Here is a 19820-nt window from a genome sequence, read left to right on the forward strand (position 1 = left end):
GGCGCTTTTTTTCAGGCGTTTAGAAGAATACGTGCCTCGCGCGCCTGTGAAATAAACCCACTCGTCACGTCGCAGAACGCTGGCTCATCGAGCGACCCCAGTTAACGCGGCGCACACAGCCGTAGTCACCCTGATCGACGGCGAACCAGCAACCGTGCAGGCGGACAGCAGGCATCTGCAGAGCTGGGCGACGATGTCTGCGCCACGACCTGGCTCATGTCCGCTGCGAAACCCCTTCAGCTGAAACACTTCGGTCACTCCTTTTTCATGGAACCAGAGCCGCGCGTGCGCCACGCAGTCTTTGGAGGATTTCAAGGGCTCACCCAGGTATCGCTCGGCGACAGCGAGGACGAGGAGATTCAAAGTGCAGGCACCCACGATCAACCGGAACACCGGAAACGTTATTCAGGCACAGGCGGCTGCAGACCTTCGCAACTCATCCGACTTGCAGCAACGCGCCGAACAGCCCACCCAACGCTCATCACACTCGCTGGGGAGTCTGGGAAAACGAATGCTGAAAAGCGTCGGCAAAGTGTTTCAGAAATCCAGAGCACCGCAGCAATCAGCGGCCAGACCGCCCAGCACAACGAACACCTCAAGCTCACGCCCGCTTTCCAGTGACGCGGCCATCCAAAACGCCGCTCGGGGCTCTCGCCTGACGGGCGCTGACAATCCACCCAAGTCAATCCTGCGCAACAGTTCAGATAAAGCGAGCAGCTCCGGGACAGCGGGGCTTGGCGCCGAAAAAGCGCTCAAGCAGACAGAGCCTGCCGACCGAAACAACCGCCGTGTCAGGTTCGACATTCCGGGAGAGCGCCTGGAACGCACTGCTTCAGCCGAACTATCTGCAGAGTCAGCGGCTGATGAAGAAGCGGTCGCCAACGCTATTCGTGAATCCCGACTTCCAGGTAGCCGTCTGCAAGGGCACGACGGCACGCGCCAGTCATTTATGGCCACCAACCCCAATCAGGCAAGCAGCTCTGGAACCAAAGTAGGCGATTTAGATGAGCCCGCGCGTAGGGCCGAACTATCTGTAGCGCCCATGACTGATGAAGAAGCGGTCGCCAACGCTGTTCGTGAATCCCGACTTCCCGGTAGCCGTCTGCAAGGGCACGACGGCACGCGCCAGTCATTTATGGCCACCAACCCCAATCAGGCAAGCAGCTCTGGAACCAAAGTAGGCGATTTAGATGAGCCCGCGCGTAGGGCCGAACTATCTGTAGCGCCCATGACTGATGAAGAAGCGGTAGCCAACGCTATTCGTGAATCCCGACTTTCAGGTAGCCGTCTGCAAGGGCACGACGGCACGCGCCAGTCATTTATGGCTACCAACCCCAATCAGGCAAGCAGCTCCGGAACCAAAGTCGGCGATTCAGATGAGCCCGCGCATGATGCCGAACTATCTGCAGAGCCCATGACTGATGAAGAAGCGGTAGCCAACGCTGTTCGTGAATCCCGACTTCCCGGTAGCCATCTGCAAGGGTACGACGGCACGCGCCTGTCGTTTATGGCCACCAACCCGAACGAGGCAAGCAGCTCCGGAACCAAAGTCGGCGATTCAGATGAGCCCGCGCAGGGTCCAAATCTGGCACGCAGCCGCGGCGGTCGCTTTGAGTTCAAGGACGAGCAATTGAGGCGCGATATAAAACCTCAAGGCACTATCAACCTGAATGCCAAGGGCAAGCCTGATTTCTCTACGTTCGTTACGCCAGGCCTGGACCTGTTGCTGAAGGATCTCCTTGCTAAATCGGGGCAAACCTATCTTGCTCGGCAAAGTCAGGATGGTGTAGCTGGGCACCAGTTGTTGCAATCAAATGGGCATTTGTTGCATCTGCTGCAGGACGACAGCTCACTGGCGTTGATTCGCAGCAGTGAGAAAACAATCTCGGTAGAGGGGAAAAAACCACCGGCTGTGAAAATGGAGCGTTCAGGTGGCTATATTCACATTGACGGCCCTGGTGGACGCAAAAGCCAGGAGCTGCCTGGCAAGGCGCATATCGCCTACCTCACCGACGTACACCAGACTACCAACGGAGAACGCCTGCGTGTGCACGAGGGTCGTCTGTATCAGTTTGATCCGGTGACCACCCGCTGGGCTCCAAAGGACAGTGACGATGCTGCCTTCAATCACCTTACAACCGGCGGGAACGGCTCGGTCTACGCAAAAAGCGATGATGTCGTCGTCGACCTCTCCAGTACGTTCAAACCGATGGGAGAGGTCAAGGGCCTGAAGTCATTTTCGGTTGCGCCTGACAATACCGCCGCCATGCTCAGCGGCTCGGACGCTCAAACTGTCCTGCTGACCGACATGAGCCCGGTGGTCGGCATAATGACGCCGAAGAAGACCAAGACCCTGGAGCTCGACGGCGGCGACGCCCGGGCAGCAGCGGTCGGTCTGAGTAACGACAAACTGTTTGTAGCTGACACTCAGGGCAAGCTTTACAGCGTCGACCGCAGTGCATTCGAAGATGACCAACCGACGTTGCACCTGATGCCAGAAAAGACCGGCTACAACCTGGCAGGTCATCCAATGGGCGGCCATGACAGCGTCACTGGGTTCATCAGCGGTGATGATGGCCGCGTCCATGCATTGATCAAGAACCGCAAAGGCGAGGTGCATTCCCATGCACTCGATGAACAGAACTCGACGCTGGAAAGCGGCTGGAACCTGACCAATGCGCGGGTGCTGGACATCACTAGCGGCCTGACCGTTCCGGCAGCACCTGCCGCTGCAGACCGCCTTAACCTGGATCGCGGCGGGCTGGTCGGTCTGAGTGCGGGTCGTATTCAGCGCTGGGATGCGACGCCACAGTGCTGGAAGGATGCAGGCATAAAGGGCATTGAGCGATTGCAACGTGGTGCCGACAGCAATGCCTATGTATTGAAGGGTGGCAGGTTGCTCAAACTAAACGTGGCGGCCAAGTACCCCAATATTGCCTTTGACAACAATACAGCCCTTGCCCCGGTAGAACGCTCGACCAAGATCGAGATGGGCAAAGAAGTCGAAGGTGTGGAAGGTCGTATAGTTACCGCCTTTGCCATGGTCAACGAGAAGCGCTTTGTCGCACTTGATGACCAGAACAGGCTGACCGCCCATAGCAAAGACCACAAGCCCATCGATCTGGACACTTCCGGAGTTGATGGTGAGATCAAAACGCTGGCGCTGGACGAAAAGCACAATCTTCACGCACTGACCAGTACTGGAAAGCTTTATTGCATGCCGAGAGCAGCATGGCAGGGGACCAAGCTGGGAGAACAGCTCAACGCTAAATGGACGCCCGTTGCCGCGCAAGGGGAGCAACCTGTCAAAGCGCTTTACAGCAATGACGACAACAGATTGAGCGTCCAGATTGAAGACACCGATGGGCATGGCCTGATGCAGCTTAAAGGTGACAAATGGCAGGCTTTTGAACCACGGCCCGTGGAAAAAAACGGCCTGACTGACGTTTACAACAAGATAGTGCGCAAGCACAAAACCTGGCGTATTCCAAAAACAGGTTACACAGCGAAACTGGAGGCCAATTTCTTAGGCCGCGGCGGCATGGAAAAAAGCTCCCGCCCCGCTCTCGGTGAGGCCATCCGCGCCAATGTTTACAAGAACACCCTGGAAACGCCTCGCTGGATGAAGAACGTCGGTAACAATATCCAGCATCGTTACCATGGTCGAGAGGGATTGAAGGAGGTCTACAAAAAAGAACTGATCCTTTTCAAGCAACTTGAACTGGTTCATGAAGCCGGGGGCGAGCCGCCTGCTCAGGGTAACGATCTGAAAGCGCGTATCGCACGACTGGAACTCGGCCCTGCGGGCGCTGACCTTTTGAAAGAACTAGAGACGTTTCGCGACGAACTGGAACAGCACGCGAAAACAGCACTGGAAAACATTGGCAAGGATTACGGCAAGGTCAAAAACCTGAGACAGAACGACGGCGTACTGAACCAGCACAGTGAGGCGGCGAAGCCGTCGATAAGAACTCAGATCGGCAAAAAGCTGACCAAAATGAATTCAACGTTGAACTTCAAAAGTTCCGGCCATGATTTTATTCAGGAGGTGGAAGACGCACTGTCGCGTATTGCCCCTTCGGCAGAGAACCCGACCGCCACAACGCTCAAGCTATTGAAGGAAAACGGAGTAAAGCTTTCTCACACCAAGACCGACATTGGTCTGGGGCAGCGTCGCGATGCCAATGACGATCACGGTTTGAGCAAGGCTCGCCTGGCGCTGGACCTTGTGACCCTGAAAGATCTTGGCACGCTGATCGACAAAGTTGAGCTGCTGACGCCACAAAGCGACATGTCCGGTTTGAAAAAGCAGCTGGAAACGTTACGCAACGTCACCTATGGAGAAAATCCGGTCAAGCAGGTCACCGACATGGGCTTTACCGATAACGCGGCACTGGAAGGCGCGTATGACGCGGTCAAGGCGTTCTCGAATGCATTCAAGAAACCCGACCACGCAGTCAGCGTCAACATGCGCGCGGCGACCGGCAGCATGGACCAGACCGAACTGGCCGACACCTTCAAGGCCATGCTTAAAAGCCTGGAACATGACGATGATGAAATAGGTCTGCAGCGCAGTTACGGACTTAATCTGACCAGTCCGTTCGCCATTCTCTCCGACAAGGCAACAGGCCCGTGGCCAAGCGCAAGTACCACTGGAAATCGCAACTACATACTCAATGCCGAGCGCTGTGAAGGTGGTGTAACGATGTACGTCATGAGAGAAGCGGCCGGTAATATCAGTGCCGGCGTGGGGGGCGGTAAAGACTTCTGGCCTACTTTTTTCGATAAAGACAGTCCTGCCCTCAAAGTCAACGTAGGCAACAAACGCAGCATGACACCGAACTTTCGTTTGGGAGGAGACCTGACGGCGACGGCGGCGGCCAGCCAGCGAGCCGGGGTGATTTTCAATATTCCGGACGATGAAATCGACGAATTCGTCGACGAACTGTTCGAGGGTAAGCTCAATCCTTTACAGTTATTGAACAAGGCAAAGGACCATGAAATCTATGCCGCTCGCCGCTTCAATTTCGACATAACGGCAGGCAGCAATGCCGAGTTGCGTGTCGGCTTTGGCCTGTCGAAGGACGGCAGTGTGCCGCTTTCTGCAGTGGCACGCATGGGCGTGGCTGCGAACGTCACGGTCAACCTGTTGAGCTATACAGACTATTCCCTGACTCAGAAGAACGACAAGACCGAGTTGCGCGAAGGCGGCAAGAATCGACCCCGGTTCTTCAATAGCCTGTCGTTCGGCGCCCAGGCTCGTGGGCAGCTAGGTGGCACCAATACCAATACCACAGCGACCCCGACATCCGCTGCCGGGCCTAGACCTGCCAGCCAATCAGCTGCCAATAACCTGGGGGGGACGTTAGGCGTGACCATTGATAACAAGACCGTCAAACGGGTCAAGTTTCGCTTTAACGTTGCAACACCGGTGAATGCCGAAGGCGTGAACAAAATCTCGAAAAGTCTGGGTGAAGCCTTCAAGGATAGAAGCACCACAGCCAGGCTCGCAGAACTCAAAGACCCTCTGAGCAATCGGTACACGGGCCTGCGCCCGGACCAAGTCGTCCAGTCGCACCTTGATGGGTTGAAGGAACTGTTTGCCGACAGGCTTGCGCAGAACGACAAACAGTACAAAGCGCTTCGAGACCTGAAACGAGCGGATGCCCGACACGAAGCGTCTGCCAACAATCACAGCGTGCTGGACGGTGCCCGCTTCGAGACAAGCAGGGCCAACTTGGCCGGCCTTAGTCATGAAAACCTGGTTACCAGACTCAAGGCTCTGGTAGGAGAAGAACGCTCTAATGGCAACGCGACAAGGGTTGCCGAGTTCATGAAAAAAGACCCGACTCTCAGAGACCTTATCAAGCAGCTTGAGGGCAGCGTTGGCACACTCGCCCGAGTAAGACTTGAGCCGAAAGACGCTGTAATCGACGACATAGACGAGGGCTGCCGCAAGGGTACGCTTACACAGACTGAGCTCTCCAGCCTCCTGGAAAATCGCGACAACATGAGGATCAAACGGGTGGTGATTTTTCACTCTCCCCCACAGGTGGAGAACTTCATCTCGCCGACACCCATGGTCAGCTATAACAGCGGCGCGACGCTGGCGGTGACCAAAACGCTGGGGCGGATCAATTTCATTTATGGTCAGAATCAGGATACCCCCATCGGTTACACCTTTGACGGCGAGCTGTCGCGGCCATCAGAGTCACTTAAAGAGGCGACAGGTTTGCTGAAGAAAGCAGGCTTTGAAGTCAAAAGCTGATAAGTGAAACACATGAAAGCGCCGCACATAGCGGCGCTCTTCCTGATCGCAGGAGGAATATCAAGCGTGCAGAAAGGCACGCGCCTCACGTGCCTGTGAAATGAACCCACGCGTCACGTCACAGAACGTCGGCTCATCGAGCGACCCCAGTTCACGCTGCGCACACAGCCTTACATCACCCTGATCGACGGCAAACCAGCAACCGTGCAGGCGGGCGACATCGAAGTTAAGGCTCAGCAGGCGCTGCAAATCGGCAGAGCGCTCAGGGCAGCGCCCTACGCGGCAATGAAAAATGACCATCTCGCTATGCTCGGGCAACTCGATGACCGCAGCTTCGTTGTCCTGGCTGTCGTACAGGGCGCACACGCCGTTCTGCAGCATAAGCGGGGCGTCAAGCTGGGCACCAAGAGCACTGATAAAACGGGCGAAATCGGGTTGCGGGGTTTTCATCGTTATAGTCCTTTAAGGGGGGAAAGCGCTATGAATCAGCCGGGCAGCAGGCATCTGCAGCCTGTGCCCGGCTTCGGGTTTAACGTGAGGTGGGCAGGCCTTCTTCCATCGCGCGTAACTGCGCATCGTCGAGCGAAACGTCAGGTGCCTGCGGGCTGCCCGGTGGCGTTGTCTGCGCGACGACTTGGGGCTCATCGGCGGACGGGGGTTTTGCCGGGGTAAGCGCAGCGCGGGCTGACGACACTCCGTTCAGTACACCTTCCTCGACGACCCGAACCGTGTCCACAGCCATCTGGGTCGGCAATTGCAACGTACCTCTGCCCATGTGATAGGCGTTTTCCAAGGCTCTTGGAATGCCGCTCAACGTGCTCGGCTGGAACGTATGTGGCAGCGATGCCCTGTCCGGGTGACGGATATTGTTCAAGGCTGTTTCAGTACGAGCCAGCATCGGCGTTGCACCGCCCATGCCTGCCTCCTTCAGCGCCTTGGCTTCCGCCGTCACCGACTGGTTTGCATACAGGGTAGACAGGTAGGACACCGAACCAGTCGCAGCCAAAGCCATGTTACGCAGAATGGTTCCTGCACTCAGCCTGCCCTGCTCGCCTTTGGGCATGGTTGCCACTGGCGGCAATGAACTGGTCAACGCAGAGCTCTGGATGCCCGACAGAGCCTTGCTGTAAAACGCAGTGCGAACCGCGGGATCACGCGGGTCCAGGCCTTTAGCCAGATCCTTGGCCAGGTCGGCATTTTTTCTGTCTGGCGTGAAGACTGGAATCTTGCGTCCCTGCGGATCGACGTAGGTGGAGTTCAACTGTGCGATCGTTTGCGTAGTGGCCGAAATACCACCTGCCATCCCGGATGTGAGGCCTCTGGCAGCCAAGGTCTGGCCATTGATCTGATTGAGATCGTGAAGCATCTGGCGAACAGCCTGACCGCCACCGAAAGAGCTGTAAGGAATCATTTCACCCAGCGGGTGGGTGGACGTGACCTGAACTTTTTTCTGATTCAGGATAGCCCGCTCGTCTTCGACCAACGTTTTGTCATCGCTCATTTCCTGGGCAGTTTTCTTGACCAGCTTGCCGTTGTCATTCTTGAGTTCAAAAGGGTCCGGAATGACCGAGTTGGTGTCGATGCCCTTGAGTGGAACCATGTTCAAGCGCTCATTGAGGCCAGACGTCTGCCACCCGGCCTGAATCAAGGGTTTTACCAGATTGGTGACACCTTCATGAGCAACGCCTGCTACCAGCCCCACGACTGTGGCCTTCAGCATGCTGGCGTCGCTGCTCTTGCCGGGTACGGCATCTTTCATTAGATCGTTCATGGCCGAGCGGACGACACCCAGATGGGTCATTGACGCAATGAATTGCGGGATCGCGGCAGCCACAATCGGCCCGGCCCCCTTCCAGCCACCCACCGAATTGCGATCAGAATTTAGCGTCTGCACCAGAGTGTCCAGCTGCGCATGAGCGGCCACAGACTGAAGACGCTTGCCTTCCGGTGACTTGGGGAACCCGTCGCGCAGTTCGACCAGCGTAGCCTTGGCGTCGACCAGCGCCTGTTTGTCATTCTCACGAGTGAGTCGGCCACCGTCATCGGCATTTTCCAGCGCCGTGTTCAGATCCTCAATGTGGCTATCGATCGACGCAATACTTTTGCTCAGCCCCTCTTCGATGGATTTGCTGGCACGGCCCGCGTATTTACCCAGCGCTTCCTGACTGATAGCCAGAGCATTCTGGTCGCGCAGACTGACAGGCAGGCGCGAACCGTCAGGCCCGGATAAATTTGCCCGTGCGTCATGCATGAGCTGGAAGTGCTCCAACTGATCGGCGACTGACTGCGCAAAGCCTTTGATCAGTTGCCCGACTTCGGCCTTGTCGGGCGCCTGACCCGGCTGGGCAAACTTGCCTAACAGCTGCTGCAGGTCCGAGCCGTGAAACTTTTTAAGTTGATAGCGCTCAGGTGACAGTCTTTGAGCCATCTCTTCGAAGGGCACCTTTTCCGATCCCGGCCGAGATAGCGCACTGCCGATCAATAAAGCCGCACGCGGGCTGATCAGGGGCTCGCCACTTTCGGTTGAAGTCGCCGGCTCGGCCATGAATTCCTTCAATATTTTTTCGTGCTCCGGATCGACTTTGAGCCTTGCTGCGCCAGCCGCCGAGCTCTCTCCCACTTCTGCAATTGACTGGCGGGGAGTCAGCGGCGGGTTAGTGCCTGGGGTGACCGCATTAGGGTGAGGTGCAGCAACAGGGCTTGCGGCATGTTGCGGGCTCCCCTGAACCATCTGGATATTGCCTGAGCCAACTCGTGTAATAGTCATTGGAACCTCCCGAGAGCAGAAGCACTTTCACGCTTTGTTGCTGAAGACACCGGCAGCGCTGCTGGTGCGCTCGCCGCGTCGGTCTGGCCCTGGGCCATGAAGCCATGCTCACGCCACTCTTTGGCCAGTTCGGCAAAAGATCTCATCAGCAGCAGAACGCCTTCGGCAGAGGCACGCTCGATCCCTACCGACCCCATCAGCAACACCCTGCCGGTCTGAGCATTAAAGGAAAATACCGGGCTGTGGGCACCGGAGAACATGTGAAAATTGATGTCCATCAAGGCCAATAGCACGGTGTCACGATTGCGTGAAGGCAATCCGCCCATGTCACCGTAGATCAACACAGCACTCCCCTCGTCGCGGTCCTGATATTGAAGGGTGAAATCCACGTCGCTGATTTTGAAATTGGCAGATTCGTAAAAGCGCTCGGGATTAGAGATCAGGCTGAGCGCACAGATCTCGTTGATAAGCGTGTGGTACTGATCATTGTTGGTCATCTCACGGCCTCCGGTTGGAATGAAGCCACGCCCTATTCGATGGGTGTGTTAGCACTGTGTCGAAGCCAATAGCATTTTGGTTCCTTGCGTTCGGCACCCTGACAAAAAACGCCGCAGCGCAGAAATTGTCATGCGATACCGGTGGAACCCATCATCTCGCGTTGCCACTCACCTCAGGCAACACCAAGGCGAAGTCCTCGTCGATCTATAGAACTGACAGCGGCACGGCGAACAACGCCGGTAAATCCGGACTACAACGCCGGTTCATCTGTCCATCCCATAGAGGTAAAGCACCATGACCATCGGCATCAACTCAATGCAAGCGTCAAACACGCTGGACTTCTCGGCGCTGAATAGCGAGGGGTCACAAAATAAGGCGCTTAGCGAGCAAAATACTCAGAAAGCCGTAGACCCAAGCTCGTTGCTGTTTGCCAGTGACAAACAGAAAGACGTCAACTTCGGACAGCCCGACAACTCTGTTCAAAATTCGCAGGACGGCGGCAAGGCAGGCGACAGCCAGTCGAAGATAATGAAGCTGCTTACCGAGCTGTTGCAGGCGCTGTCGGATATGCTCTCGGGCAAGGATAAAAAACAGGACGCCGGCCAAGAGCAGAACAATGGTGGTGGCGGTGGCAACCAGGCGCCCAGCAACAATGGCGGACTCGGTACTCCGCCAGCATCAGGCGGCGGTGGCGGTACTCCTGCTGCAGCGGGCGGCGGCAGCGGTGGCGGCGCACCTGCTGCGGCAGGCGGTGGCGACAGCGGCGGTGGTGCACCTGCTGCTGCGGGCGGTGGCGGCGCACCAGCCGCTGGAGGCGCTCCGCAATCCCTTGCAAGCGCTGACGGCCCTTCGAACAACACCGGCGATGCAGCCAAGGGTAGCAATCCCCTTGAATCTCTGCTCACAGAACTAGCGGCTAAACCAGGCCACGCTGGCTCGGCTGCGGAATTGGCAAGCGCTACAGATCCATCTGGCAAAGTCGATTCGGTAAAAGACGCTTCCAAGGCTGGTGCAGGTGCCGCAGCCACTGGGCACGGTCAGACCGAGCCTGTCGACAAGTCGGCGGCCAAGGGAGACCCTGCTGACAAGCAGAATACAGCTAACGTCGCCGCAGCCGACGCCAAGCCTGAATCCGACAAAGCCAAGGTAGCTGCCTGACAGGGAAGCCTTTCCGGTAAAAGCACCGGTAAATGAAAGGGGCGTATTCTTTCGAATACGCCCCTTTCCGTTAACTGCAATGTTTCAAAATGCTTATGATCGGCCTGGCTGGAAAGGCATTGCGCTCGGTGATCCTGCCGCGATACCGCCTTCTTCGATATCAGGCTCACGAACGTTTCGACGACGTAACGAGTCGCGCAAGGAAGTCGCCGTAGCGGCAATCATCTCGCCGCCGGCGTCTATGCCTGCCTTAGCCAACTGTGCTGTCTGCACTGTCTGCTCAGCCACATAGCCTGTCGCACTGGACGCAGCGGATTTCACCTTGTCCTGTATGAACGATTCAGCCTTTTTGACAGCGGGATCAGTTACTACTGCTGCCGTGGTCCAGCCTGCAAACACCCCGACAGAGCCTGCCAGGTTGGTTGCCTGGCTGACTGCTGCCTTGGCAGCCGGGTGAGTGATATTTTTCGTCGCCATTTCCTGCAACTTGCCCACCCCGGCAAAGCCACCCGCCAGTGCGAGACCGTTTTGCGCCAGGCTGGTGGCCGATACCAGACTTCTCACCGCTTTCAAGCCATCGGTGGCGACGTCCAGCGGCAAACCGGCCACCCGCTTGCCTGCGTTGAGCGCTGCGCCGGAGTAGCTGGCGGACTTGATCGCGTTGTAGGCATCGAGCCAGTCGGTTTCTTCATTCAAGTCGGCCTTGGGTTCCTTGTCCTTGATACCCAGTACAAATGCCCCGCCGCGCTGATGATCACGCGCTTGCACACCGACCATGTGATTACCAAAAGCTGCGTTGGCAGCAAGCCCGCCTGCCGCCGACACACTGATATCGACAGCGCCCTGCACAGCGGGGTTGGATGCCAGCGCCGGAGCAAGTACGGTACGCACCGCATTCCTGGCCGTATAGGTCTGAACGCCTAAGCTCATATCCAAAGCCTGCCGCATGACACTGGGCGCATGGCGCTTCACCGACGCGGCCATTGCATCATGCAGCTTGTCTGGCGATGTGCTCAGGTAATGCAGGTCGCTGGTTGCTCGGTTCATGACCGTGGTGCCGACCTGATCCATGACCCCCGACAATGCGCCGGGAAGCAGCGGTGCCAAAGGCTTGAGCGGAGCCGGCAACCAATTGCCCTCGCTGACCGCAGGCCGAATGTATTGCAGCACCGACGCAGCGGCAAAGGGTGCGGCCCGCAACGCTGCCGACGCAGTGGCTGCCATCCTGTCGAATTTTTCCGCCTTGGCGAAGGTTTCGGCGATGCTTGCAGGGGTTTCCCCCGCATCAAACAAACGTCTGGCGCGCGAATCGACAATGTTATCGATCTGCTCGTTGTGAGCATGAACGGCGTCCTGATCAGCGGATGGATCGTTTAACGGCAGCTTGTGTGCAGCGAACACGTGATCTTTCAGGTAATCGGTAATGCCCTGCAGATTGGCATGCTCGGCCGAACTGAGCGACCGTACCGAACTGGAGGCGAAAGATTCTCTTGCGCTCTGAAAGTTCTCTATTTCAATGCTGGGGCGGGGACTGTCGGATCGATTGATAGGCATGGAAATTCCCTCTCTGTATGCGCAGGCTTTATGACGTCGCGCTGGGATGGGCTTATCCGGACGACTTGCATGCGTACAGGCAAGGCAATTAAGCGTCGGTCCAACGGAGACAGAGATTGCGAACGTCCGGTGCCCGTCAGTGAAAAGGACCGACGAGACTGTGTGGTTTCACATTCGTTGCAGTTCCACACCAGCGTGGTATGCCCCCAAAAGCGGTCTCGCGTGGCCTGCTCGAATTCATTTCAAAAACAATGAAGAATTAAGCGAATTTTAAGGCTGAGTGCGTAAGTTTGCGGCGTGGCGTGTTCATTGATCGCACACAACCTCTTCCAACCAGCAAAGGAGTGCCGCAATGCCTGGTCCTTACGAAAAAAAATGGCTGTGCATCACAAGAACGGTAACTTACGTTGGCTGGTCGCTGTTCTGGCTTTTGCTCTGGGACGTGGCCGTGACCGTAGACGTCATGCTGGTAGAAGGCGCCGGTATCGATTTTCCGCTGATGCCACTCACCCTGCTCTGCTCGGCGCTCATCGTGCTGATCAGCTTTCGCAATTCCAGTGCCTACAATCGCTGGTGGGAAGCGCGCACCTTGTGGGGCTCGATGGTCAACAGTTCGCGCAGCTTTGGCCGCCAGGTGCTGACATTGATCGACGCTGAACGTGAAGACCGCGACAACCCGATCAAGGCCACCCTGTTCAAGCGTCACGTAGCTTACTTGCGCGCACTGCGCGCGCACCTGAAAGGCAATGTCGGCACGGCGAAACTCGACGGTCTGTTGTCTCGGGAGGAAATTCACAAGGCCGCGCAGAGCAATAACTTTCCCAATGACATTCTCAATGGCTCCGCAGCGATCATCTCGCAAGAGTTCGCTGCCGGACGCATAGACAGCATCCGCCTGGCCAGGCTGGAGTCGACCATGGTCGAGCTGTCCAACTGCCAGGGCGGGATGGAACGCATCGCCAATACGCCGCTGCCCTATCCTTACGTCTATTTCCCGAAGCTGTTCAGCACCTTGTTCTGCATCATCATGCCGCTGAGCATGGTAACGACTCTGGGCTGGTTCACGCCGGCGATCTCCACGGTAGTCGGCTGCATGCTGCTGGCGATGGACCGTATCGGTACCGACTTGCAGGCTCCGTTCGGCAACAGTCAGCACCGGATACGCATGGAAGACCTGTGCAACACGATCGAAAAAAACCTGCACTCGATGTTCGAGACACCCGAAAAACAGAGAATGGTGATTGACCCGCAGGGTCGGGACGGTAGCGCGTGGCCAACTCATCGATTTGCCGTTTGATGATGCTCGCTGACATGCGCGGTAAGCCGAAAGACTCCGGTTGTTTCTGATCTACGGTGCTGACGGATGTAGACGGTTCGGGGGTGAACCCCTGAACCTTACGGATCAATCAGAACGGCAGCTTAAAAAACAAACCCCTGACCCAGTTCACTTTCCATCCACTCAAGAAATCGCCTGACTCTGGGAAAGCTGGAATGGGCTTTGGGAAACACCAGATGATGTGCGGCTACCGGAGCAGTCAGTTCCTGCGGGGCCACTTCGACCAGTTCGCCAGTGGCCAGGTACTTTTGCGCCAGCAAAGTACTTTCCAGCGCAAACCCCAACCCGTGACTGGCCGCCTCAAGTGTCATGTACGATCGGTCAAAACTCAGCGCGTAGGGCTTCTCCGGGCGAGCCAGCCCATGTCGGGCAAACCATTCGGGCCACTTCAACAAAGTGGCTTCGGAAAGAATCAACTCGCGGTCGAGCAAATCAGCTGCGCTGTCCACCGTGCGGCGCGCCAGCAGGGTCGGTGACGCCAGTACGGCGAACTGCTCGTCGCGCAGAGTGCGAACTTCATAACTGGGCCAGTTTGGCCTGCCATGGCGAATATCGACGTCGATCTTATCCCGGCTGAAATGCAGCGACTCATACGAGCACGACAGGTTGATCTGGATATCCGGGTGGCTCACCCGAAATGCCTCCAGCCTGGGCATCAGCCAGAGCAGTCCGAAACTGGGCGCAGAATGCAGACGCAGGCAATCGAGACTGACGTCGCTGGCTGCACGCTCGGTGGCGACAGCCAGGCTGTGCAGCACTCCGGAGACGTCTTTCAGATACTGCTCACCAACCGGTGTCAGCGTGACCCCACGCGCAGCCCGGACGAACAGTTGCCGGCCAATCAATGCTTCGAGTCTGGCCAGTTGATGACTGATCGCTGAAGGGGTCAGGTCCAGCACTTCGGCGGCTCTGGCCAGGTTGCCGAAGCGGGCTGTCTGCTCGAAGGCCTGAAGCGCTTTCAGCGGTGGCAGGCTCAGAGGTGCATCGTCATCAGGCCGCATTAGCGCTCCGCTGTAACGGTTTATTTGAATTTCATGCATTCAACCACTCGCCTGACCGCTTGACGAGAGGTGAATTTTTTTCAGCATCCAGTGATTTTTGCGGCATTGCTCACAGCCCACACCGGGAACACTCTGAATCATCGATCACCAGAATCGACCCCATAAAAATAATCAGAGGTAACCCTCATGCTTCTTCAAGGCAAAATCGCAGTCATCACTGGCGCAGCATCCGAGCGCGGTATTGGCCGTGCCACCGCAGTCACATTCGCTCAGCACGGCGCCCGAGTGGTGATTATCGATCTCGATGAATCTGCCGCACGTGATGCTGCCGCCGCGCTGGGTGAGGGGCATCTTGGACTGGCGGCCAACGTCGCTGACGAGCAACAGGTTCAGGCAGCCGTCGCCAAGGTCATCGAGCACTACGGCCGCATCGATGTGCTGGTCAATAACGCGGGCATCACCCAGCCCATCAAGACCTTGGACATCCGCCCTGCCGATTACGACAAAGTGCTCGATGTCAGCCTGCGCGGCACCTTGCTAATGTCGCAGGCCGTGATACCGGCCATGCGCGCTCAGTCCTCGGGCAGCATCGTGTGTATGTCGTCGGTTTCCGCACAGCGCGGCGGAGGTATTTTCGGTGGTCCGCATTACAGCGCAGCGAAGGCCGGCGTACTGGGCCTGGGCAAGGCAATGGCCCGGGAATTCGGGCCGGATCAGGTACGCGTCAATTCCATCGCCCCCGGCCTTATCCATACCGACATCACAGGCGGGTTGATGCAGGATGAGCGACGCCACGCAATCATCGACGGCATTCCGCTGGGCCGTCTGGGTGCAGCGCAGGACGTGGCCAACGCCGCGCTATTTCTGGCCAGCGACCTGTCGTCCTACCTCACCGGCATCACGCTGGATGTGAATGGCGGCATGCTGATTCACTGACCGCGAGTAGACGGGCTGGCAGACAGCCCGTGTTTGTTCTGGATCCCCGATACGCCGGGCGGTTGCCTGGCGATCTATAAAAACAAGAGATCAGACCATCATGATAACCACCATGACGCTCGACGCGGCTTCGACCACGCGCGCAAATGCCTACCGCAAGACCGCCTGGCGACTGATGCCGTTCCTGATGCTGTGCTATCTGTGCGCGTACCTGGATCGCGTCAATGTCGGCTTCGCCAAACTGCAGATGATGAACGACCTGGCCTTCAGCGAAACCGTCTACGGGCTTGGCGCCGGAATGTTCTTCATCGGTTATTTCCTTTGCGAGGTGCCCAGCAACCTGATCCTTCACCGCGTCGGTGCCAGACGCTGGATCGCCCGCATCATGATCTCCTGGGGCATCATTTCCGCACTCTTCGCCTTTGTCGAAACTGCCTGGCAATTCTACGCCCTGCGCTTTCTGCTCGGGGTTGCGGAAGCTGGCCTGGCACCCGGACTGCTGCTCTACCTGACGTACTGGTTCCCCTCCTATCGTCGCGCGCGCATGACCGTGCTGTGGTTCATCGCCATTCCGCTGTCCGGCATGATCGGCGGCCCGCTTTCGGGCTACATCATGACCAGCTTTGCAGGTTTCCATGGCTGGGCGGGCTGGCAGTGGATGTTTGTTCTGGAAGCGATTCCTACGGTCGTTGTCGGCTTGCTGGTGCTGAGTTACCTCAAGGACGGCGTGCATCAGGCAACCTGGCTCTCGGATGAAGAAAAACAGCTGCTAAACAAGGAGCTGGAAGAGGACAACAGCCAGAAGGTGATACACGCTTCAGTCGGAGCATTCATTCGCGACCGCCGTTTGTGGCTGTTGGCGTGCATCTACTTCTGCGTGGTGATGGGCCAGTACGCGATCACCTTCTGGCTACCGACGCTGATCCGTAATGCAGGCGTTTCCGACCCATTACATATCGGCCTGATGACCAGTCTTCCCTATCTGTGCGCGATCATCGTGATGCTGTTGATGGGCCGCAGCGGCGACAAGCACCGCGAGCGGCGCTGGCACCTGGTCGGCCCGATGATTGCGGGTGCGTTGGGGCTTAGCCTGGCGGCGCTGTTCGGCGGCAATCTGCTGCTTTCGGTGCTTAGCCTGTGCCTCGCGGCGGCAGGCATCCTGTCTGCGTCCTCGATGTTCTGGATGCTGCCCACCACCCTGCTTGGCGGCGTGTCTGCCGCCGCCGGCATCGCCGGGATCAACAGCTTCGCCAATCTGGCAGGCTTCTGCTCGCCCTACCTGATCGGCTGGATCACCACCACGACCGGCTCAAGCGCCATCGGCATGTACCTGATCACCGGCGTGCTGTTCATCGGCGCGTACCTGGTGCTGCGTATTCCTGCCGCCTCGGTCAATCGTTGAGTCAACGGAGTAACCAACATGACAACCCAAGTTTTATCTACCCCCTCCAGCTCGCTGGCGCAGCGGGCTCACAATATCCGCCGACATGCATTGCGCATGGGCCAGGTCCAGGGCCAGGGTTATGTCGGACAGGCACTCGGCGCCGCCGACCTGCTTGCCGTGTCCTACTTTCATGCCATGAGCTACAAGCCTGATGACCCTGAATGGGAGCTGCGAGACCGTTTTTACCTGTCGATCGGCCACTACGCGATTGCACTGTATGCAGCACTGATCGAAGCCGGGATCATCCCGCTTGACGAGCTGGAAACCTATGGCTCGGATGACAGCCGTCTGCCCATGTCAGGCATGGCGACTTACACACCGGGAATGGAAATCACCGGCGGCTCGCTGGGCCATGGGCTGGGTATTGCCGTAGGTGCCTGTCTGGGCCTGAAGCGCAAGAACTCCCGTTCCTTCGTCTACAACCTGCTGTCGGACGGCGAACTGAACGAAGGCTCCACTTGGGAGGCGGCCATGTCGGCCTCGCACTGGAAGCTGGACAACCTGATCGCGATCATTGATGTGAACAACCAGCAGGCAGATGGCCACGCCAGTGAGGTGCTTGCGTTCGAACCCATCGTCGACCGCTGGCAGGCGTTCGGCTGGTTCACCCAGCGGGTCGACGGCAACGATCTTAACGCGTTGGTAGCAGCCTTCGACGCGGCTCGACAGCATCAGGGCGCGCAGCCAAGGGTAATCATCTGCGACACGAAAATGGGCAAAGGCGTGGCGTTTCTGGAAACCCGCGAAAAGACCCACTTCATTCGTGTGGACGAGCATGAATGGGACATTGCGCTGAGCAACCTCGACGAGGGGAAAACCGTATGAGTTCCACTGATCAAAAGGCGACACCGGTCGTCGTCGCGAAGAAAAAACTGACCACATCGGCGATGATTGCGTCTATCGCCTCAGAAGGCCAGGCCACTCGCCCGGCGCCGTTCGGGCATGCGCTGGCGGCACTGGCAGACCAACGCAAGGATATAGTCGGGCTGTCAGCGGACCTGTCCAAATACACCGACCTGCATATCTTCGCCAAAGCTCACCCGGAACGTTTCTATCAGATGGGCATGGCCGAGCAACTGTTGATGAGTGCGGCTGCGGGCATGGCGCGGGAAGGCTTTGTGCCATTCGCCACCACCTACGCGGTGTTCGCGTCCAGGCGCGCCTACGACTTCATCTGCATGGCAATTGCCGAAGACAACCTGAACGTCAAGATCGTCTGCGGGCTGCCAGGCCTGACCACCGGTTACGGCCCCAGCCATCAGGCAACCGACGACCTGGCGATCTTCCGGGCCATGCCCAACCTGATGATTGTCGACCCGTGCGATGCACTGGAAATCGAGCAGGCCGTGCCGGCCATCGCTGCGCATCAGGGCCCGGTGTACATGCGCTTGCTGCGCGGTAACGTACCGCTGGTGCTGGACGAGTACGGTTACACGTTCGAGATCGGCAAAGCCAAGACCTTGCGTACCGGTAACGACGTGCTGATCATTTCCACCGGTCTGATGACCATGCGTGCGCTGGAAGCAGCCAAGGCGCTTCAGGCTGACGGTGTCGATGTTGCAGTGCTGCACGTGCCGACCATCAAGCCGCTGGACGAGCAGACCATTCTGGCCGAAGCCGGAAAACCGGGACGACTGGTGGTGACCGCGGAAAACCATTCGATTATCGGAGGGCTGGGCGAGGCTGTGGCGACGGTACTGCTGCGCAATGGCGTGACGCCGACCTTCAGACAAATCGCCCTGCCGGACGCCTTTCTGGATGCTGGCGCGCTGCCTACACTGCATGATCGTTACGGCATTTCGACACCAGCAGTCTGCACGCAAATCAAAGCCTGGCTTTAAGCACTGACATGCGCAGGGATACTTTCCCTGCGCATCGGAGGTAACCGTTGGACGCACATGAATTGCTGGACCCGGCCTATCACTCGTTCATGGATGAGCCTTCGAGCAACTGGACATCCGAAACCCTGCCTGGCATCAGGACCAGGGTGGGCTCCGCATGGACGACGATAACGGCGTCTCGCAGTGAACAATACTGGACCGCCGGCGAGCCAGGCGAAGGTATCAGGCTGTGTATCTACAGGCCCGGCCTGCCGCCCGGCAACAGCAATAACAGCAAACTCCCGGCCATCCTGTATATCCACGGTGGCGGCTTTGTCCTGGGCAGCCCGGAGATGGCCGACGATTACCTGGCAGAGCTGGCAATAGAGCTCCAGGCCATAGTCGTTGCAGTCGATTACCGGCTTGCACCCGAGCATCCATTCCCGATCCCGCTCGAAGACTGCCACGCAGCGCTGGAATGGACATTCTGTAACGGCCCGAAACTGAATATCGACATCCGTAACGTGGTGATCATGGGCCACAGCGCAGGCGGCGGGCTTGCTGCCGCACTGGCGATTCTTGCAAGAAACACAGCTACCCATGAAATAGGCGGACTGGTCCTGATCTACCCGATGCTGGATCACAGAACCGGCTCGCCCGACTCGTCATCGCCCAACCCGACTACCGGCACGTTAAGTTGGTCGCGCCAGGCCAACCATTTTTGCTGGGAATGCCTGCGGGGCAGTTACGCACTGAATGACGATCGCGCGACACTGTTTTCGCCAGCGCTGGCCGACGATTTAAGCGGCTTGCCTGCAACGTTTATCTGCGTCGGCGCACTCGATCTGTTTCTGGAAGAGGACCTGGCTTTCGGGCTGACCTTGTCGCGCTCGGGAGTGCCCGTAGAGCTGCACGTCTATCAGGGCGTGCCGCACATGTTCGATCAACTGCCAGGGGAGCAGACCAGGCAGGCAACGCAAGACATTACCCGTGCGCTCGGCAGGATGATTGCCGCAAACCCGGCTTGAGTGGTGTAGC

The 19820-nt window shown here is 57.8% G+C and carries 13 protein-coding genes and 1 pseudogene; 8 read left to right on the forward strand and 6 right to left on the reverse strand.

From position 1 onward, the window contains the following. Positions 1-11: 11 nt before the first annotated feature. Positions 12-166, reverse strand: a pseudogene (locus POR16_RS18280) (CesT family type III secretion system chaperone); the annotation flags it as partial. An 876-nt stretch (positions 167-1042) separates the two neighbouring features. On the opposite strand from POR16_RS18280, the gene POR16_RS18290 reads away from it, so the two are divergent. Further along, on the forward strand, positions 1043-6268 hold the full coding sequence (locus POR16_RS18290; protein WP_420376867.1) for an AvrE-family type 3 secretion system effector: 5226 nt from the start codon (positions 1043-1045) through the stop codon (positions 6266-6268). A gap of 60 nt (positions 6269-6328) precedes the next feature. Here POR16_RS18290 and POR16_RS18295 read toward each other — a convergent pair whose 3' ends face one another. The 3 genes from POR16_RS18295 to POR16_RS18305 all read right to left on the reverse strand — a co-directional run bounded on the left by POR16_RS18295 (position 6329) and on the right by POR16_RS18305 (position 9532). After that, positions 6329-6718 (reverse strand): type III secretion system chaperone, encoded by a 390-nt coding sequence (locus POR16_RS18295; protein ID WP_005891541.1) that lies wholly within the window; start codon positions 6716-6718, stop codon positions 6329-6331. Between the two features lie 79 nt (positions 6719-6797). Further along, on the reverse strand, positions 6798-8999 hold the full coding sequence (locus POR16_RS18300; protein ID WP_005891540.1) for a hypothetical protein: 2202 nt from the start codon (positions 8997-8999) through the stop codon (positions 6798-6800). Positions 9000-9031: 32 nt separating this feature from the next. Continuing rightward, positions 9032-9532, reverse strand: coding sequence for a CesT family type III secretion system chaperone (locus POR16_RS18305; RefSeq protein ID WP_005891539.1), 501 nt, complete (start codon positions 9530-9532; stop codon positions 9032-9034). Between the two features lie 295 nt (positions 9533-9827). Between POR16_RS18305 and POR16_RS18310 the strand changes: the two genes are divergently transcribed. Next, on the forward strand, positions 9828-10691 hold the full coding sequence (locus POR16_RS18310) for a hypothetical protein (RefSeq protein ID WP_053931939.1): 864 nt from the start codon (positions 9828-9830) through the stop codon (positions 10689-10691). 93 nt (positions 10692-10784) lie between these two features. Here the strand turns inward: POR16_RS18310 and POR16_RS18315 are convergent, their stop codons facing one another. Further along, the gene (locus POR16_RS18315; protein ID WP_024671270.1) at positions 10785-12245 is read right to left on the reverse strand and encodes a hypothetical protein; all 1461 of its coding nucleotides are present in this window, start codon (positions 12243-12245) and stop codon (positions 10785-10787) included. Positions 12246-12597: 352 nt separating this feature from the next. Here POR16_RS18315 and POR16_RS18320 point away from each other — a divergent pair, with 352 nt between their 5' ends. Then, positions 12598-13542 carry a bestrophin family protein gene (locus tag POR16_RS18320; protein ID WP_005891536.1) on the forward strand — a complete coding sequence of 315 codons (945 nt, stop codon included), beginning with the start codon at positions 12598-12600 and terminating at the stop codon, positions 13540-13542. Between the two features lie 122 nt (positions 13543-13664). On the opposite strand, the gene POR16_RS18325 is transcribed toward POR16_RS18320, so the two are convergent. Continuing rightward, positions 13665-14582 carry a LysR substrate-binding domain-containing protein gene (locus tag POR16_RS18325; RefSeq protein ID WP_024671272.1) on the reverse strand — a complete coding sequence of 306 codons (918 nt, stop codon included), beginning with the start codon at positions 14580-14582 and terminating at the stop codon, positions 13665-13667. 186 nt (positions 14583-14768) lie between these two features. Here POR16_RS18325 and POR16_RS18330 point away from each other — a divergent pair, with 186 nt between their 5' ends. The 5 genes from POR16_RS18330 to POR16_RS18350 all read left to right on the forward strand — a co-directional run bounded on the left by POR16_RS18330 (position 14769) and on the right by POR16_RS18350 (position 19810). After that, positions 14769-15518 (forward strand): SDR family NAD(P)-dependent oxidoreductase, encoded by a 750-nt coding sequence (locus tag POR16_RS18330; RefSeq protein ID WP_005891534.1) that lies wholly within the window; start codon positions 14769-14771, stop codon positions 15516-15518. 100 nt (positions 15519-15618) lie between these two features. Next, positions 15619-16920 (forward strand): MFS transporter, encoded by a 1302-nt coding sequence (locus POR16_RS18335; RefSeq protein ID WP_005891533.1) that lies wholly within the window; start codon positions 15619-15621, stop codon positions 16918-16920. Between the two features lie 18 nt (positions 16921-16938). After that, a complete protein-coding gene (locus POR16_RS18340; RefSeq protein ID WP_024691731.1) occupies positions 16939-17787 on the forward strand; it encodes a transketolase in 849 nt (282 codons plus the stop codon). Continuing rightward, positions 17784-18803, forward strand: a complete 1020-nt coding sequence (locus POR16_RS18345; protein ID WP_005891529.1) for a transketolase family protein — start codon at positions 17784-17786, stop codon at positions 18801-18803. Before POR16_RS18340 ends, POR16_RS18345 begins: the two co-directional genes overlap by 4 nt. Positions 18804-18850: 47 nt before the next feature. After that, positions 18851-19810 carry an alpha/beta hydrolase gene (locus tag POR16_RS18350; RefSeq protein WP_005891527.1) on the forward strand — a complete coding sequence of 320 codons (960 nt, stop codon included), beginning with the start codon at positions 18851-18853 and terminating at the stop codon, positions 19808-19810. Positions 19811-19820: the final 10 nt, after the last annotated feature.

This window comes from Pseudomonas coronafaciens pv. oryzae str. 1_6, from assembly GCF_000156995.2.
GTDB classification, from domain to species: Bacteria; Pseudomonadota; Gammaproteobacteria; order Pseudomonadales; family Pseudomonadaceae; genus Aquipseudomonas; species Aquipseudomonas tremae.

Coding starts and splice junctions, on each gene's coding strand:
- POR16_RS18290 (WP_420376867.1), top strand. CDS start 1,043: ATGACTGATGAAGAAGCGGTCGCCAACGCTGTTCGTGAATCCCGACTT.
- POR16_RS18300 (WP_005891540.1), bottom strand. CDS start 8,999: ATGGTTCAGGGGAGCCCGCAACATGCCGCAAGCCCTGTTGCTGCACCT.
- POR16_RS18310 (WP_053931939.1), top strand. CDS start 9,828: ATGACCATCGGCATCAACTCAATGCAAGCGTCAAACACGCTGGACTTC.
- POR16_RS18320 (WP_005891536.1), top strand. CDS start 12,598: ATGCCTGGTCCTTACGAAAAAAAATGGCTGTGCATCACAAGAACGGTA.
- POR16_RS18345 (WP_005891529.1), top strand. CDS start 17,784: ATGAGTTCCACTGATCAAAAGGCGACACCGGTCGTCGTCGCGAAGAAA.
- POR16_RS18325 (WP_024671272.1), bottom strand. CDS start 14,582: ATGCGGCCTGATGACGATGCACCTCTGAGCCTGCCACCGCTGAAAGCG.
- POR16_RS18340 (WP_024691731.1), top strand. CDS start 16,939: ATGACAACCCAAGTTTTATCTACCCCCTCCAGCTCGCTGGCGCAGCGG.
- POR16_RS18305 (WP_005891539.1), bottom strand. CDS start 9,532: ATGACCAACAATGATCAGTACCACACGCTTATCAACGAGATCTGTGCG.
- POR16_RS18335 (WP_005891533.1), top strand. CDS start 15,619: ATGATAACCACCATGACGCTCGACGCGGCTTCGACCACGCGCGCAAAT.
- POR16_RS18315 (WP_024671270.1), bottom strand. CDS start 12,245: ATGCCTATCAATCGATCCGACAGTCCCCGCCCCAGCATTGAAATAGAG.
- POR16_RS18330 (WP_005891534.1), top strand. CDS start 14,769: ATGCTTCTTCAAGGCAAAATCGCAGTCATCACTGGCGCAGCATCCGAG.
- POR16_RS18295 (WP_005891541.1), bottom strand. CDS start 6,718: ATGAAAACCCCGCAACCCGATTTCGCCCGTTTTATCAGTGCTCTTGGT.